Origin of the sequence: Massilia sp. UYP32, from assembly GCF_050434365.1 — a bacterium.
In the GTDB taxonomy this organism is placed as follows: domain Bacteria; phylum Pseudomonadota; class Gammaproteobacteria; order Burkholderiales; family Burkholderiaceae_D; genus Telluria; species Telluria timonae.
The window spans coordinates 53398-70435 of record NZ_JBNDIK010000019.1; the positions used below are offsets into that span (position 1 = coordinate 53398).

The 17038-nt window shown below is 65.6% G+C and carries 9 protein-coding genes; all 9 read right to left on the minus strand.

Going from position 1 to position 17038, the window contains the following annotated elements; translation table 11 throughout:
* Positions 1-49: 49 nt before the first annotated feature.
* The 9 genes from ABIB42_RS16130 to ABIB42_RS16170 all read right to left on the minus strand — a co-directional run bounded on the left by ABIB42_RS16130 (position 50) and on the right by ABIB42_RS16170 (position 16961).
* Entirely contained in the window at positions 50-1924 is a 1875-nt protein-coding gene (locus ABIB42_RS16130) for a glucokinase (protein WP_005665642.1), read from the minus strand.
* Positions 1925-2000: 76 nt separating this feature from the next.
* Complete coding sequence (locus ABIB42_RS16135; RefSeq protein WP_005665641.1) at positions 2001-3026, minus strand: alpha/beta fold hydrolase; 1026 nt, start codon at positions 3024-3026, stop codon at positions 2001-2003.
* A gap of 69 nt (positions 3027-3095) precedes the next feature.
* Positions 3096-4943: a putative bifunctional diguanylate cyclase/phosphodiesterase gene (locus tag ABIB42_RS16140; RefSeq protein WP_229520274.1), complete on the minus strand. Its 1848-nt coding sequence runs from the start codon at positions 4941-4943 to the stop codon at positions 3096-3098.
* Positions 4944-5192: 249 nt separating this feature from the next.
* The gene (locus ABIB42_RS16145) at positions 5193-6875 is read right to left on the minus strand and encodes an alpha-amylase family glycosyl hydrolase (protein ID WP_005665639.1); all 1683 of its coding nucleotides are present in this window, start codon (positions 6873-6875) and stop codon (positions 5193-5195) included.
* A gap of 25 nt (positions 6876-6900) precedes the next feature.
* Entirely contained in the window at positions 6901-8532 is a 1632-nt protein-coding gene (locus ABIB42_RS16150) for an alpha-D-glucose phosphate-specific phosphoglucomutase (RefSeq protein ID WP_219861122.1), read from the minus strand.
* Positions 8533-8678: 146 nt separating this feature from the next.
* Positions 8679-10013 (minus strand): MFS transporter, encoded by a 1335-nt coding sequence (locus tag ABIB42_RS16155; RefSeq protein ID WP_005665636.1) that lies wholly within the window; start codon positions 10011-10013, stop codon positions 8679-8681.
* Positions 10014-10294: 281 nt separating this feature from the next.
* Positions 10295-12124: a DEAD/DEAH box helicase gene (locus ABIB42_RS16160; RefSeq protein ID WP_005665634.1), complete on the minus strand. Its 1830-nt coding sequence runs from the start codon at positions 12122-12124 to the stop codon at positions 10295-10297.
* A 213-nt stretch (positions 12125-12337) separates the two neighbouring features.
* Positions 12338-15007 (minus strand): TonB-dependent receptor, encoded by a 2670-nt coding sequence (locus ABIB42_RS16165; protein ID WP_429248641.1) that lies wholly within the window; start codon positions 15005-15007, stop codon positions 12338-12340.
* Between the two features lie 442 nt (positions 15008-15449).
* On the minus strand, positions 15450-16961 hold the full coding sequence (locus ABIB42_RS16170; RefSeq protein WP_219861124.1) for a tryptophan halogenase family protein: 1512 nt from the start codon (positions 16959-16961) through the stop codon (positions 15450-15452).
* Positions 16962-17038: the final 77 nt, after the last annotated feature.

Consider the following 17038-nt stretch of genomic DNA (forward strand, 5'->3'; position numbering starts at 1 on the left):
TCGCGGCGCGCCGTGACAGTGGCATGACAGCGTGGCATGACGCCGCCGGTCAGATATCGAGGTGCGAGATCAGGAGCCGGCGCTGCTCGATGTCGTTCTGGCTGCCCTGGCTGCCCTGGCTGCCCTCCCCCTGCGCGCCCAGCGAGATCCCGACCGACATGATGTCGATCAGCAGCAGCTGCAGGATGCGCGAGATCATCGACAGGAAGGTGGTGCTGTCCTCGCTGTGGTCGACCGCCAGGCACACGCTGGCCTTCTTCGCCAGCGGCGACTTGCTGCTGGTGATGGCGATGACGTCGGCGCCTTGCGCGCGCGCCGTGTCGACCGCCTCCAGCAGGTCGGGCAGCTGGCCGCCGGTGGAGATCGCGATCACCACGTCGCCCGGCCCCAGCAGGCCGGCGGCCAGGTTGAGCAGGTGCGAGTCGCCGTACAGCGCGGCCGGGATGCGGAAGCGGAAGAACTTGTGCTGGCCGTCCAGCGCCACCGCGCGCGAATTGCCCATCGCGTAGAACTCGACCCGGCGCGCGCGCCGCAGCAGTTCGATCGCGCGGTCGATCGCATGCACGTCGAGCGCGTCGCGGAACTTCAGGATCGCCGACACCGTGTTGTCGATCACCTTCGCCGACAGGTCATGGGTGCTGTCGGTGACGCGCACCTGGCTGTGGCGCACCGGGATGGTGCCGGTCAGGCTGCCGGCGAACTTGAGCTTGAATTCGGCCAGGCCCTGGAAGCCCAGCGAGCGGCAGAAGCGGATCACGGTCGGCTGGCTCACGTCGGCCAGGCGCGCGATCTCGGCGATCGGTTCGGACAGCACCTTGCGCGGATGGTCGACCACCAGGCTGGCCACGCGCTGCTCGGCCGGCGACAGTTCGTGGCGCAGCTGCTGCACGCGGTCCATCAGCGTGTTGGCGCCGCTGCGCCCGCGCAGGTGTTCCGACAGGATCGCCGAGACGCCGTACAGGGCCGGGTTCGGCGTCATGATGACGAAGGTCGGGATCTGGGCGATGTAGTCGGTGAAGCGGCCCTTGGCCTCGAAGCGGGCGCGGAACGGCGACGTGGCGAACCATTCGCCCATGCGCGGCACGATGCCGCCGCCGATGAAGATGCCGCCGAAGGCGCCCAGCGTCACCGCCAGGTTGGCGGCGGCGCTGCCCAGCATGCCAGCGAAGGTTTCCAGCACCTCCAGGCACAGGGCGTCGCCGGCGTCCAGCGCGCCGCCCATGATCTCGGCGGTGCTGCGCGCCGGAGCTTCCACACCGTTTCTTTGCGCCAGCGCGCGGTAGATCAGTTCGATGCCGGGACCGGAAATCAGGCGCTCGTTCGAGACGTGCTTCCATTCGCGCCAGGCATACTGCAGGATCGCGAATTCGCGCTCGTCGCTCGGCGCGAAGTTGACGTGGCCGCCCTCGCTGCCCAGGGTCACGAAGCCGTCGATGGTCGGGATCACGCCCGACACGCCCAGGCCGGTGCCGGGACCGAGCACGCCCGACACCGCGTGCGTCTGCGCCTGCCCGCCGCCGACCTGCAGCAGGTCTTTCGGCTGGAAGCCGGGCAGCGCCATCGCCAGCGCCGTGAAGTCGTTCACGATCAGGAGCGTCGACAGGCCCAGCGCGCGGCGCACCTCGTCGGTCGAGAACTGCCAGTCGCGGTTGGTCATGCGGATGAAATCGCCGCTGATCGGATTGGCCAGCGCGAAAGCCGCGTGGCTGATGCGCTGGTTCGGATGCTCGGCCAGGTAGGCGTTCAGCAGCGGGACGATGCCGTCGTAGTCGTCGCAGCGCAGCACGCTCACCTGGGAGAGGACCCCGGGCGCGGTCTCGAGACCGAAGCGCGCATGGGTGGCGCCGATGTCGGCCAGCAGGCGCGGACCGTCGGCGAAGGCCGCGCGCGCGGGTTTCAGTTTGGTGTCTGGGTCAACGGTCATCGTGCAAGGATACCATTGAACGAATTGCAAGAGAATGGGGCCGGCGCCGGCTCCCGCAGCGCCGGCCCAACGACAATCAGCGCACCAGTCCGTCGACCAGCGCCTTGTGGAACTTCACCGGATCCTGCATCTGCGGCGCATGCCCCATCTCCGGGAAAGTCACCAGCTTCGCGCCGGGAATCGCCTCCTTCGTCTTCTGCGCCAGCACCGTGTAGTTCCCGAGCTTCGGACGGATCGCGGCCGGCGCCGCGTCCTTGCCGATCGCGGTGGTGTCCTTCAGGCCCATCAACAGGAAGGTCGGCACCTTGATGAGCGGGAACTCGTAGACCACCGGCTGCGTATAGATCATGTCGTAGATCAGCGCCGAATTCCAGGCCACGATCTCCTTGCCCTTGCCGCGGTACATACCGACCAGCATCTGCACCCACACCTCGTACTCCGGCTTCCACTGGCCGTTGTAGTAGGTGGTGCGCTCGTATTCGCGCACGCGCTCGGCCGAGGTCTTCAGCTCGCGCTCGTACCACTTGTCCACGCCCAGCGACGGCACGCCGAGGTTCTTCCAGTCTTCCAGGCCGATCGGGTTGATCATCACCAGCTGGTCGGTCAGCTCCGGATACATCAGCGCATAGCGCGTGGCCAGCATGCCGCCGGTCGAGTGGCCGATGACGATCGCCTTCTTCACGCCGATCGATTCGAGCAGCTTGCGGGTGTTGTCGGCCAGCTGCTGGAAGGTGTACTGGTAATGCTGCGGCTTGGTCGACTTGCAGAAGCCGACCTGGTCGGGCACCACGACGCGGTAGCCGGCCTGGGTCAGGGCCTTGGTGGTGCCGTCCCAGGTCGCGCCGCAGAAGTTCTTGCCGTGCATGAGCACCACGGTGCGGCCGTTCGGCTTGACCGGCCTGACGTCCATATAGGTCATCTGGAGATCGACGCCCTGGGACTTGAAGCGGTATTGCTGCGTCGGTTCGGGATAGGTGAACTCTTCCAGCTCGGGACCGTAGACCGGCTCGGACGCGGCTTGGGCGAAGGCCTGGGCCGGCAGCAGCGCGAGGGCGAGACCCGCTCCCGCGACGGCACGGGCGATACGTGTAAAGACTGGCATGGCAATCTGTGCAAAGTTGACGGAACCACCAGTCTAACCCGGATCGCCACCGATTCGATATGCAGAAACTCAGGCCAGCAAGGCGCGCATTTCGGGCACCGACAGCGGCGCGTCCTGCGCTTCCTGGAAGCGGCCCAGGATGCGCTCGATCGCCTGCACCGGCTGCGCGCGGCTGAAGTACCAGCCCTGCACGCAGTGCACGCCGCGCTCGGCCAGCCAGGACAGGTCGGCCTCGTCCTCCAGGCCTTCGCACAGCAGCTCGGCGTCGAACACGGCGGCGATGCCCTGGATCAGGGCGAACACGCCGGCGGTGCGGGCGTCGCTCGCCACGCCGTGCACGAAGCGGCGGTCGGCCTTGAGCCGGTCGAAGGGGAAGCTGGTGAGCGCGTCCAGGTTCGAGTAGCCGGTGCCGAAGTCGTCGACCGCGACCCGCACCCCGAGCGCGCGCAGCGCCGAGATGCGCTGGTGCAGCAGCGTCGGCGAGTCGAGCAGCTGGCTCTCGGTGACCTCGAATTCGAGCAGCTCGCCCGGCACGCCGGTGGCCTCGAGGATCTCGGCCAGGCGCGCGAAGACCTGGGTGTGCATCAGCGAGGCGCGCGAGAAGTTCAGCGCCACCGGCGGCGTCGCCAGTCCGCGCGCGCGCCAGGCCATCAGGTCGCGGCAGACCAGGTCCAGCACGTGCATGTCGAGCTCGAAGATGCGGCCCGAACTCTCTGCCTGGGGCACGAACATCCCCGGGCCCACCAGGCCGTAGGCCGGATGGCGCCAGCGCACCAGGGCCTCCAGCCCGATCAGGCGTCCATGAGCCACGTCGACCTGGGGCTGGTAATGCACCTCGAGGCGGCCGAAACGCAGCGCGCCGCGCATGGCTTCGCGCAACTCGTACCGCAGGCGCGCGCGCGCCATCAGCGCCGCATCGTACTCGTGCACGACGCTGGCGCCCTGCTGCTGGCGGATCGAGGACATCGCGATGTCGGCGGCATCCAGCAAGCCGTCGGCGCTTTCCTCGCACGGCAAGGCCTGGCGCCGGATGCCGATGCGCGCATGCAGGGTGTGCATGCAGCCCGGCTCCACCTCGAAGGGCTGGTCGATGGCGGCGCACAGGCGCGCGAGATGGGCGTCGATCTCCTCGGGGCGCGCGAGCAGGGCGAACGCGAACTGGTCGGCGCCGAGGTGGCCGAGCAGCGCGCCGTCGGCCCAGTCCTCGATGCGCTTGCCCATCAGGCGCAGGATGCGGTCGCCCGTCTCGCGCCGGAACAGGTCATTCACCTGGCGAAAGCCGATCAGGTCGACCATGCCGACGGTGACCAGCGCGCCCTCTTCTTCCAGCAGCAGGCGTTGCAGGTGGTGCAGGAACACCGCGCGGTTGAACATGCCGGTGACCGGATCGCAGTAGCGCAGTTCGAGCAGGTCGGCCGCGATCCGTCCCAGCAGCCGCAACTGGGCGGCCTGGGCGACGTCGAGCGTGCGCGCGCTGGCGCTCATCACCCACAGGTTGCCCAGCAGGTGCTCGCTCTCGCCGCGCAGCGGAACGGCGGCGTAGTGACGGCAGCGCGGCGGCTCGGCCACCAGCGGATTGGCCGCGAAGCGCGGATCGAGGCTGGCGTCAGGCACCTCGAACCAGTCGCCCCCGACGTCCAGGGCGCGGTCGCAGAACGACCCTTCGCGCGGAAGGAAGCTGCCCTGGATGCCGATGTGCGACGGCAGCCAGATGCGCGACTTGAACATCAGGCTGATGCCGCCGATCTCGGCGCCGCTGGCCTGCACGGCCAGGCGGGTGATGTAGTCGAGCTTGGGGTCGGGCGATTCGGTCAGGACTTCGTCGCCGTCCTCGCCGCCCAGCGCATGCAGGCCCGGTTGCGGCGCGACGTTCTTCACCTCCAGGCGCGCCCGCCCCCGCACCAGGCGATAAATCATTCTTGCTCTGCTCATGCTGCGCATGTTCTCTCCCCTCTCGCGTCGGTCGGCATTGACGCGCTGCGGCCGCACGCTCATCGGCGGCTGGTCCGCAAAACATGAATGTATTAGCAGCTTAGCAGTGTTCGCTCAGAGGCAGCGCGGCGCGGCCGGGAATTCCGCGCGGCAGGAAATCATGCGGGTCGCATGACATGGGATAGCAAATTGGCGCACGGCGCACAGTCGCCGCCGTGCGCCGCGATGCCAACATCAGTCCTGGGCGATCAGCGCCACCGGAGCGGCGGTGTCGAAGCGCACCTTGCCGCCCTTGACCACGGCGGTCTTGCCGGTGTACCAGTCGCGCACCGTGGCGCCGTCGTGGAACACGCCGCCGACCTGGATCGTGGCCGGCTGGCCTCCTGGCAGGTCGAGCGCCACCACCACGCGGTCGCTCACGCCATTCTTTTCCCAGGTGCGCTTGAAGGTGTACGGGCTATGGCTGATCATCTGGTGCGCACCTGCGCCGACCGCCGGGTGGGCGGCGCGGAAGCGTCCCAGGCGCGCCCAGTGCGCGCGGATGTCGGCCACGCGGTGCATGCCACGTTCCGCGTTCGATTTCAGCTCGTCCCAGTTCATGAACGAACGCAGGGTGGCGTCGCCCTCGGCGCCTTCGACGCGCAGGATGCGCGCGGTCTCGTCGCCGTAGTAGATCTGGGCGGCGCCCGGCGCCAGCAGCAGCTTGTTGGCCGATTCGAACGGGCGCTCGCGCAGCGGATCGAAGGGACTGCCGTCGTCGTGCGAGCTGATGTAGTTCAGGACCGAATAGCCCTTCATCTCGCCTTGCAGGATCCTCGAATAATCCGAGAAGATCTTTTCGTAAGGCTGCCTGGCGTCGCTGCGCAGGCTGAAGCTGATCATGCTGTCGAAGCCCTGATCCAGGTAATCGACGACCTCGCCGCCGCCCAGGTCGAACTTGCGCGCGTGCTTGATCTCGTAGTTGTAGACCTCGGACACCATCCAGAACTTGTCTTCGCCCAGGCGCTGCTTCGGATTGGCGCGCTTCCAGTCCTCGAAGGCGAGGCTGGCTTCCTGCTTGAGTTCCTTCCACAGTCCGGGCTCGGTATGCTTGACGGTGTCGGCGCGGAAGCCGTCGATGCCGTACTTGCGCACCCAGTCCGCATGCCACTTCATCAGGTAGTAGCGCGGCGCGCGCGGATAGCCGGTGCGCTTGAAGAAGTCGTCCAGTTCCTTGACTTCGCGCTCGTAGCGCCCTTCCTTCTTCCATTTCGCCGCCAGCTGCGGCGGCAGCTCGACGTTGGCATTGCTACCGGTGAGGAAGTCCGGCAGGTTCGCCACCAGCGTGCAATCCATCGTGGTGCGCGCGTCCTTGTAGGTGCACTGCGGGCCGGTGCGCACCCACGCTGCCGGCCACACCGGATCCTGCTTCGTCACCGGCCCGGTGTGGTTCATCACCACGTCGAACACGATGCGGATGCCGTTCGCGTGCGCCGTGTCGACCAGCTCCTTGAGCTCGGCCTCGGTGCCGAAGGCCGCGTCCAGCGCGGTGAAGTCCTTCGCCCAGTAGCCGTGGAAGCCGTAGCTCTTGCCGGTGCCCTCGTCGGTCGAGCCGTGGATCTGCTCGACGACCGGCGTGAACCAGATCGCGTTCACGCCCAGGTCGTTGAAATACCCTTCCTTGATCTTCGCCGTGATGCCGGCGATGTCGCCGCCCATGAAGCCGCGCATCGTCGCGGCATCGTCCTTGCGGCCATACGCCTTGTCGTTGGCCGGATTGCCGTTGTTGAAGCGGTCCGTCAGCAGGAAGTAGACGGTCGCGTTCTCCCAGACGAAGGGTTTGCCGGCAGGCGCTTTCGTTTGTGCGATGGCGGACGAGACGGACGACAGCGCGCCGAAGGCGATCAGCATGGAGGCGGCAAGGACGGGTAATTTCATGCGGTTTCCTGTAGGTGGGTGGGTGTCAGGTGATGACGGTGGGTTCGTTGCGGCCGGTGCGCCGGCGCAGGCCGGACACGCTCTCGGCAACGGCGATCAAGCCCTGCAAGGCTTGCTGGGTGTCCAGGTCGTGGCGCGCCGGATCGGCCTCGTAGCGCTCGAGATAGAGACGGACGGTGGCGCCTTCGGTGCCGGTGCCGGACAGGCGGAACACGATGCGCGAACCGTCGCTCATGATGATGCGCACGCCCTGCCCCGTGGAGCACGAGTTGTCGACCGGGTCGTTGTATTCGAAGTCGTCGGCCTGGGCCACGTGATGGCCGTCGAGCGTCTGGCCCGCCAGCTCCGGCAGGCGCGCGCGCAGCGCATCCATCATGGCGGTTGCCGCCGAGGCCTCGACCGCCTCGTAATCGTGGCGCGAATAATAGTTGCGGCCGAAGCGGGCCCAGTGCGCGCGCAGGATCTCCCCGACCGACTGGCGCCGAACGGCCAGCAGGTTGAGCCAGAACAGCACGGCCCACAGGCCATCCTTCTCACGGATGTGGATGGAGCCGGTGCCATAGCTCTCCTCGCCGCACAGGGTGGCGAGGTTGGCGTCCATCAGGTTGCCGAAGTACTTCCAGCCGGTGGGCGTCTCGAAGCAGGAGATGCCGAGCGCCTCGGCCACGCGGTCGGCCGCTTGTGAAGTCGGCATCGAGCGCGCGATGCCGGTAATGCCGTCCGCGTAGCCCGGCGCCACGGTGGCGTTGGCGGCGATGATGGCCAGGCTGTCCGACGGCGTGACGGCGATGCCGCGGCCAACGATCATGTTGCGGTCGCCGTCGCCGTCGGAGGCGGCGCCGAAGTCGGGCGCATCCGGCGCCGCCATCGCCGCGACCAGGTCGGCGGCATTGACCGGGTTCGGATCGGGATGGCCGCCGCCGAAGTCAGGCAGCGGCTGGCCATTGACCACGGTGCCGGCGGGCGCGCCCAGGATGTCCTCGAGCACCGCCCTGGCATACGGCCCCGAGACCGCGTGCATGGCGTCGAAGCGCATCCGGAAGCCGCTGGCGAACAGCGCGCGGATCGCATCGAAGTCGAACAGGCGGCCCATCAGCTCGGCGTAGTCGGCGACCGGATCGATCACCTCGATGGTCATGTTCTCGATGCGGGTCGTGCCCAGCCGGTCGAGGTCCACGGCCGGCGCATCAACGATGCGGTACTGCGTCAGCGCCCTGGTGTGCTCGTAGATCGCGTCGGTGATCTTCTCGGGCGCCGGGCCGCCGTTCTCGATGTTGTACTTGATGCCGAAGTCGCCATCCGGCCCGCCCGGGTTGTGGCTGGCCGAGAGCACGATGCCGCCATGACAGGCGTGCTTGCGGATCACGCAGCTCACGGCCGGCGTCGACAGGATGCCGCCGCGGCCCACCAGCACCTTCTCGACGCCGTGCGCGGCGGCCATGCGCAGGATGGTCTGGATCGCCTCGCGATTGAAATAGCGGCCGTCGCCGCCCACCACCAGGTGACGGCACTTGCCTTCGCCCAGGGTCAGGAAGATGGATTCGACAAAATTCTCGAGGTAGCCGGGCTGCTGGAACTCGGTCACCTTCTTGCGCAGGCCCGAGGTGCCGGGACGCTGCCCGGCGAACGGGGTGGTCGCGACGGTCTGGATGGTCATGCTGTGCTCCTGTCTGGGTAAGTTTGCGCTCACATAGTCACCCCGACCAGGACTGGTCAGGGCGAATATGTTAGTAAAACATTACGATACGACAGCCGCAAAAATGACGGCGCGCGTGGGCGGGTGGTTGGCGGAATCCGCCTGGATCAGGCCTTCGAGACCGGCGCCGCCTTGTCGGTGACGAACAGGGTCAGGAGCGCCGCGACCAGCATGCAGCCGCCGCCCAGCACCAGGGTCAGCACCGCATGGCCGTCGAACAGGTGCTTGGTGATGCTGCCCAGCAGCAGGCCGCTGACGATCTGCGGGATCACGACGAAGAAGTTGAACAGGCCCATGAAGTAACCCATGCGCTTGGCCGGCAACGCACCGGCCAGGATCGCGTACGGCATGGTCAGGATCGAGGCCCAGGCGATGCCGATGCCGATCATCGGCAGCACCAGCATCTGTTTGTCGGTGATCAGGAACATGCTGGCCAGCGACAGTCCGCCGATGACCAGGCAGGTCGCGTGCACGATCTTGCGCGAGGTGGCGCGGGCAAACACCGGCAGGATGAAGGCGGCCAGCGCCGACACGCCGCTGTATACCGCGAACATGATGCCGACCCAGTTGCCGGCGTCCTGGTAGGCGCTCGATTGCGCATCCGTGGTGCCGTAGACGTTGTCGGCGATCGCGGTGCCGGTATAGATCCACATCGCGAACAGCGCGATCCAGGTGAAGAACTGCACGAAGGCCAGCTGCACCATGGTGCGCGGCATCTTGCCGAAGCCGCCCAGGATCTCGACGAACATCGTGCCCACGCCGCGCGAGGCCTTGCGCTCCCTGTGGAAGGCGTCCATGTCGGGCGGCGGCAGTTCGTCGGCGAACAGCACGGTCCAGCTCACGGCCAGGAAGAACACCAGGCCGCCGGCGTAGAACGAGTAGCGCACGGTGTCCGGGATCACGCCGCCGACGGCGGCGTTGGACACGCCCATGCTCTCGAAGAAGGTCGGCAGCAGCGAGGCGATGACGGCGCCGCAGCCGATGAAGAAGGTCTGCATCGCGTAGCCCGCGGTCTGCTGGGCCGGGTCGAGCTTGTCGCCCACGAAGGCGCGGAACGGCTCCATCGACACGTTGATGGCCGCGTCCATCATCCACAATACGGCAACCGCCATCCACAGCGCGGTGGAGTTAGGCATCAGGAACAGCGCGATCGCCGCCAGCACGGCGCCGATGAAGAAGAAGGGACGGCGGCGGCCCCATTTCGGGTGCCAGGTATTGTCGCTCAGGTAGCCGATGATGGGCTGGACCAGCAGGCCCGTGACCGGCGCCGCCAGCCAGTACAGGGCCAGGTTGTCGGGATCGGCGCCAAGGGTGGCGAAGATGCGGCTGGTATTGGCGTTCTGCAGCGCGAAGCCGAACTGGATGCCGAAGAAACCAAAGCTCATGTTCCACAGCTGCCAGAACGACAGGCGCGGCTTCCCCACGGTCGATTGCATATCCATTGTGTGTCCCCAATCTGGCCCGGCAAACGGGCTTCTCTCGTGTGTGATTGCACGGCCGCTCGCTAAAAGCGTGCCGTCAGTGCCTTGTGCAGGATGCGGTGCGAGGCCGGAAGGGACGAAAAAGGACGACTACAGTCCGGCCAGCGTATCTGTAGCAAAATAACATGGTGGTTTCTGAGTGTCAATCGTGGTGTCCTCATAGTGAGGACACCACGACAACTCAGCATCAGGGAAGAATTTTGTAGTCAAACAACAGCGAGCGCGATTGTTCGACTACATGGTTACGCCTGACCTTTGCGATGCGGCTTCTTCGCGGTCGGCTTTTCACCCAGGCGACGCTCGACGCCCTTCGCGGCATATGGCTTCTTGGCCGGCGGCGTAGCCGGGGTTTCGCCGTCGCGCGTGATGGCCAGCTGGCGGCCCGCGACCCAGATGGTCTTCAGGTGCTCGACCAGGTCCTTGGGCATATCGTCCGGCAGATCCAGGGTCGAGTAATCGTCATAGATCTCGATGCGGCCGATATGCTTGGACGGGATATTGGCTTCGTTGGCGATCGCGCCGACGATATTGCCCGGCTTGGCGCCATGGGCGAAGCCGACTTCGATGCGGAAGGTGGCCATGCCCGGCTCGGGATCGCGCATCACGCGCTCTTTCTTGAAGCCAGGCTCGCGTGCGGGACGCGCCGGACGCTCTTCCCAGTCGCCGCGCGGCGCACGCGGCGCGCGTTCCTGGGCGCCGCCACCGAACTCGCGCTGCGACGGCACGAACTCGGGACGCGCTTCGCGATCAGGCTTGGTCAGCAGCAGCGGCTCGTCGCCGCGCGCCAGCTTGGCCAGCGCGGCCGCGATATCGATCGCCGGCACATTGTCGTCGCGCTCGATGTCTTCGATCAGCGAACGGAACACGTCCAGGCCACCCTCGGCCAGCGTGGTGCGGATCTGGTCCTTGAAGCGGGTAATGCGCACTTCATTGACCGCCTTGATGGTCGGCAGCTCGAGCGGCGAGACCGGCTGGCGGGTAGCGCGCTCGATGGCTTTCAACAGGCCGCGCTCGCGCGGGGTGATGAACAGGATCGCGTCGCCGCTGCGCCCTGCCCGGCCGGTGCGGCCGATGCGGTGCGTGTAGCTCTCTGGATCGGACGGCACGTCGTAGTTGATCACGTGGCTGATGCGTTCGACGTCGAGGCCGCGCGCCGCGACGTCGGTCGCCACCAGGATGTCGATCTTGCCGTTCTTGAGCTGCTCGATGGTGCGCTCGCGCTGTTGCTGGGCCATATCGCCATTGATGGCGGTGGCCGCGAAGCCGCGCGCCTGCAGCTTGGTCGCCAGTTCCTCGGTGCCCAGCTTGGTGCGCGCGAAGATGATCATGCCGTCGAACGGCTCGGCCTCGAGGATGCGGGTCAGCGCGTCGAGCTTGTGCATGCCGGCCACCAGCCAGTAGCGCTGCTTGATATTGTCGGCGGTGCCGGTCTTGGCGGCCACGGTGACCTCGGCCGGATCGCGCAGATAGGTTTTGGCGATGCGCTTGATCGCCGGCGGCATGGTGGCCGAGAACAGCGTGGTCTGGCGGCCTTCCGGGGTTTGCTGCAGGATCTGCTCGACGTCGTCGATGAAGCCCATGCGCAGCATTTCGTCGGCTTCGTCCAGCACCAGGGTGGTCAGCTGCGACAGGTCGAGCGAGCCCTTCTCGATGTGGTCGATGACGCGGCCCGGAGTGCCGACGACGACGTGCACGCCGCGGCGCAGGCTCGACAGCTGCGGACCATAGCTCTGGCCACCGTAGATCGGCAGCACGTGGAAGCCCTTGATGTGGGCGGCGTAGCTCTGGAAGGCCTCGGCGACCTGAATCGCCAGTTCACGCGTCGGCGCCAGCACCAGCGCTTGCGGAGCGGTTTTCTTGACGTCGATATTCGACAGGATCGGCAGCGCGAAGGCCGCGGTCTTGCCGGTCCCGGTCTGGGCCTGCCCCAACACGTCGCGCCCTTCCAGCAGCAAAGGAATGGTGGCAGCCTGGATCGGCGACGGCGTTTCGTAGCCGACGTCTTTCAATGCTTTCAGAACAGGCGCCGAAAGATTGAGGTCGGAAAACGATGGGATTGGGGTGTCAGACATAAAGGAGTTGCTCTTAAATAAGTAGAAACGAAAGCGATAGTTTACACCGTCGCCCCGCGCAAGGCGCTAAATAGGGCGCTGCGTGGACTAAACAGGCGTGGATTATGAGGCAAAACCACAGAATCCGAAAAAAACAAAAAGCCCTTGCAGGCGAAACCTGCAAGGGCTGGCAGACGCCGCGCTGGGCGGCGTGCCGTTCAACCAGTGTATTGCTTACAGCTTGTAGTTCAGGCCGAGCAGCATCTGGCGGCCATACTTGCTGTAGCCGCGCGGACGGTCTTCGGTGCCGGCGTAGCTGCGGAAGGCGGTGTCGGTCAGGTTATTCACCTGGAACAGCACCGACAGGCCTTCGATCTGCTTGAAGTCGTAACCCAGTTGCAGGTCGACCACTTTATCAGCTTTCACGTAGGTCAGCTCGGTTGCGCCGCCGATGCCGCCGATTTCACCCACGAAGTCGCTGCGGTAGCGCTGGCTGACGCGGGCCGAGAAACCGTCTTTCTCGTAGTAGGCGGTGACGTTGAACACGCGCTTGGACAGGCCCGGCAGCGGGATCCCGAGGCTGCCGAAGCGCTGGTCGACGATCGAGATCTCGCTGTTGGTGAACGAGGCGTTGGCGGTGATGCCGAAGCCGTCCAGCATCGGGTGGATCATGTCCAGCGGGGTCGAGGCCGCGAACTCCAGGCCCTTCAGGGTGCCGCCTTCGCCGTTCATCGGCTGGGTCATGGTGCCGATATTGGTCAGGGCGCCCTGCAGGTTGAACTCCGAGAAGTCACGCGGCACGGTCACGCTGTAGATATACGAGGACAGGTCCTTGTAGAAGCCGGCGGCCGAGATGTAGCCCTTGTTGCCAAAGTATTTTTCGTACGACAGGTCGACCTGCTTGGCGCGCCATGGATCGAGCTGGGCGTTGCCGCCGTTGCCCCATGGGGTGCCGGTGGTCTGCGCGGTCAGGCCGACTTCCAGCGCGGCGTTCAGCTGGTTCAGCTTGGCGCGCGCCAGGGTCTTGCCGGCGCCGAAGCGGATGAACTGCTGGTCCGGCAGGCTCCAGGCCAGGTTCACGCTCGGCAGGTAGTCGGTGTATTTCTTGCCGTCGGTCAGCGGCACCAGGTCGGCGAACGGCCAGGCGCGCAGCGTGTTCGCGGTCGAGCTCTGGTCGGTGTCGATCACCTGGATGCCGATGTTGCCGCGCAGCGGCATCGACATCAGTTCGGTGTCGATGTTCAGCTTGGCGTAGCCGGTCTTGACCTTTTCTTCGATCGACCAGTTCTTGGTCGCGCCCCATGGCACCAGGACCGATGGGGTGAACGGACCGAAGTTATTCGCCAGCACCGCGTCGATGTCCCAGCTCAGCGCATTCTGCAGCGCGTACAGGTCCTGCACACCGTTGAGCACGCCCGGCGCGAAGGTGCCGTCACCCAGCTTGGTGAAGCCGGTTTCCAGGTGTTCCTTCTCCTTCTCGCGCTTGGAGTGGTTGTAGCCGACTTCCAGGCTGCTGAACGGACCGTCGGAGAACTTGCGCTCGAGGCTGACACGGAACGACGTCATCTTGTCGGTCATGTTCGGGGCGTTGACATAGCCGTCGCCGAACTGGCCGCCGATGGCGATCTGCGACGGATCGTCGTACACGCCCGACAGCGACAGTTGCGGAATGGTGCCGCCGTTGTAGCTGTAGTCCAGGGTCTGGCGCACGGCGCGGCCGGCGTTGATCTCGATCAGCTCTTCCTTGTGGTCAGCCTTCGAGCGGCTGATGTCGATGATGCCGACCCAGTCGCCGCTGCTGTAGCGGTTGTTCCAGCCGAAGGCGGTCAGCTTGTCGTCGCGCGTCATGCGGTTGTTGCGCACGACCGGATTGACGTTGTTGGCGGTGCCGGCGATCGCGGTGCCGTTGACCACGGTCGCGTTCGAGAAGCGCACTTCGCCGTCGTCCTTCAGCGGCATTTCGATGCCGCGGCGGATTTCTTCCTGGTCGAAGCGCGAATGATAGACGTCGAAGGTCGAGCTGAAGTTGCGGTTCGGACGCCATTCCAGCACACCCATCAGGCCGTCGCGCACCTGGTCGCCGGTGGTGGCCATCGACTTCATGCCCTTTGGCACTTTGACGGTCGAGCCCGGCACGACGTTGGTGTCGTCCACCCAGTCCCAGGTCTCGAACTGCTGGTGCACGTTCGGCTTGTCCTGGCGCGCATAGCCGATCGCCACGCCGAGCGTGCGGTTGGCGAACTGGTCGATGTAGGAAGCGCTGATGCGGCTGCCGGTGTCCGGCGAACCGGCGCTGATCGAGCCTTTCGAATTCTTTTCGCCGCGCACGTTGACGGTGATGACGCGCTCGCGCAGCGACAGCGGCTTGATGGTCTGCAGGTCGACCGTGCCCGACAGGCCCTGGCCGATCACGGCCGCGTCGCCGGTCTTGTACACGGTGACGGCGCTGATCAGTTCCGACGGGTACTGGTCGTATTCGACGGTGCGGTCCGAGCTGGTGGTGACCTGCTCGCGGCCGTTCAGCAGCGCGGTCGACAGGTCGCCCGAGGTGCCGCGGATGCTGATCGACTGGGCCTGGCCGTTGACGCGCTGGGTCGACAGGCCCGGCAGGCGGGCCAGCGATTCGGCGATCGACACGTCCGGCAGCTTGCCGATGTCTTCCGAAGAGATGGCTTCGACGATGCCGGTCGATTCACGCTTGACGGCGATCGCATCTTCGATCGCGCGGCGGATGCCGGTCACGGTCACGGTGGTCACCGGCGCATCCGGGTTCAGGTTGGCGGTCTCACCGGTGCTGGCGGTTTGCGCGTGGGCGCTGCCGGCCAGGACGGTGACGAAGATGGCGCAGCCGGCGGCAACCGGGCTCAGCTGGAATGCGGCACGCTTGGTGGCGATGTTTTTCATGTGTCCCCTCAGATAGAACGATGTATTCCCGAAAACAGCCCGTCGGCCGGCCGGGATCGGCTTTTTGCGACAAAATCAACGTTGGCCGGGATTCTGTATTAAAACTAGATGCACTGTCAACGGGAGTTACTTGTAGCAATGATCATGGCACGTTTTTGCCTAACAGGCCGTAAATCCAAGGTTTTTCCGTTGTTTATGAGCTACATGGCAATTCATCGATTCTGTAGTCGCGCTACAAATGCCCTAAAAACCAGCATGGAATTGCCACAATGCACCATCGTGGTGCATATCTCGTAGTAAATCATTCAGATCGTTTGGATTGCTGGTGGAACACTGAAAATTTGCTACAAATAGAAGGTTGACTGTCGGCCCGGGCTGGATGCAGACGAAAAAAAAGCCGCCCAACCGGGCGGCCACCTGGTGCTGCCGGCTTGAAGAAAATCTAGGCCTTGCGCGCCGCGCAATGCCTGGCGATGTACTCGTCATGCGACGGCATCACGTCCACGCACTTGCGGATCACCTCGCGAACGCTTTCCATGTAGTCGGCGATGTCTGCCTCGGACTGGGTATCGGCCAGCGGGTGGTAGCCGTCGATCGGCATGTTCTGCCCTTCGAACACCTGCAGCCAGCCGACTTCCGAGAACAGCTCGTTATCGACGCGCACCACCTTGCCGCGCGAACGGTACAGGTCCATCTTCTGGCGCAGCGTCTCCGGAATCGCCATGTTCGCGCACTCGCGCCAGTAGGCCGAGTCGGTGCGCTGGTTCAGGTGGTAGTGCAGGATGATGAAGTCGCGCACGCGCTCGTATTCGAAGCGCGACTGGCGGTTGAACTCCTCGCGGTCGACGTCGCTGAAGCGGCGGTCCGGGAACAGCTCGACCAGGCGCGCGATGCTCGACTGGATCAGGTGGATGCTGGTCGATTCGAGCGGCTCCAGGAAGCCGCTCGACAGGCCGATCGCCACCACGTTGCGGTTCCAGGCCCGCTTGCGCATCCCGGTCTGGAACTTGATCAGGCGCGGCTCGGCCAGCGCGCGGCCGTCGAGGTTGGCCAGCAGCGTCGCCGCCGCCTCGTCGTCGCTGATGAAGCGGCTGCAATACACATGGCCGTTGCCGGTGCGGTGCTGCAGCGGGATGCGCCACTGCCAGCCCGACTTGTGCGCGGTGGCGCGGGTGAACGGCGTGATGGCCGGCACCGATTCGCAGGGCACGGCCAGCGCGCGGTCGGCCGGCAGCCAACCGGTCCAGTCCTCGTAGCCGGTCTCGAGCGCCTGCTCGATCAGCAAGCCGCGGAAACCCGAGCAATCGATGAACAATTCTCCTTCGATGCGCTGGCCGTTGTCGAGTTCGACCGCATCGACGAAGCCGTCCGGCTCGCGCCGGGTGGCGCGCGCGATCTTGCCCTCGATGCGCACCACGCCGCGCGCCTCGGACAGCTTTCTCAGGTACTTCGCGTACAGGCTGGCGTCGAAGTGGTAGGCGTAGGCGATGTCGCGCAGCGGCGAATTCGGCACGTCCTGGCGCGCCGGCATGAACTTGCCGGCCTTGGCCGCCATGCGCGTGATCGAGTATTCCTCGAGCGGCGCGGCCTTGCCTAGACCCCGCATCTTGTGCCAGTACTGTTCGAACGGCACGGTGGCCAGGTCCTGGCCCATACGGCCGAAGCCGTGCATGTAACGCTCGCCCAGCTTGCCCCAGTTGACGAACTCGATGCCCAGCTTGAAGCTGCCCATCGTCTCGCGCATGAATTCATTCTCGTCAATGCCGACCACGCGGTTGAAGCGCTGGATCATCGGGATGGTCGCCTCACCCACGCCGACGATGCCGATCTCGTCCGACTCGACCAGCCGGATATTGTAGCGGCCATTGAGCATGCTGCTCAGTGCCGCCGCCGTCATCCAGCCGGCGGTGCCGCCGCCGACGATCACGATGTCCTTGATTGCCTGGTTTTCCATATTCTCTATTCCTGCCGTCTCTTCCAAGAAAAACAACCCCCGGGGCCGAAGGCCGCGAGGGTTGCATTGTAGTCCTG

Bases quoted from the DNA above. Each gene is read 5' to 3' on its own strand.
- ABIB42_RS16130 (WP_005665642.1), bottom strand. From the start codon at position 1,924: ATGACCGTTGACCCAGACACCAAACTGAAACCCGCGCGCGCGGCCTTC.
- ABIB42_RS16135 (WP_005665641.1), bottom strand. From the start codon at position 3,026: ATGCCAGTCTTTACACGTATCGCCCGTGCCGTCGCGGGAGCGGGTCTC.
- ABIB42_RS16140 (WP_229520274.1), bottom strand. From the start codon at position 4,943: ATGATTTATCGCCTGGTGCGGGGGCGGGCGCGCCTGGAGGTGAAGAAC.
- ABIB42_RS16145 (WP_005665639.1), bottom strand. From the start codon at position 6,875: ATGAAATTACCCGTCCTTGCCGCCTCCATGCTGATCGCCTTCGGCGCG.
- ABIB42_RS16150 (WP_219861122.1), bottom strand. From the start codon at position 8,532: ATGACCATCCAGACCGTCGCGACCACCCCGTTCGCCGGGCAGCGTCCC.
- ABIB42_RS16155 (WP_005665636.1), bottom strand. From the start codon at position 10,013: ATGGATATGCAATCGACCGTGGGGAAGCCGCGCCTGTCGTTCTGGCAG.
- ABIB42_RS16160 (WP_005665634.1), bottom strand. From the start codon at position 12,124: ATGTCTGACACCCCAATCCCATCGTTTTCCGACCTCAATCTTTCGGCG.
- ABIB42_RS16165 (WP_429248641.1), bottom strand. From the start codon at position 15,007: ATGAAAAACATCGCCACCAAGCGTGCCGCATTCCAGCTGAGCCCGGTT.
- ABIB42_RS16170 (WP_219861124.1), bottom strand. From the start codon at position 16,961: ATGGAAAACCAGGCAATCAAGGACATCGTGATCGTCGGCGGCGGCACC.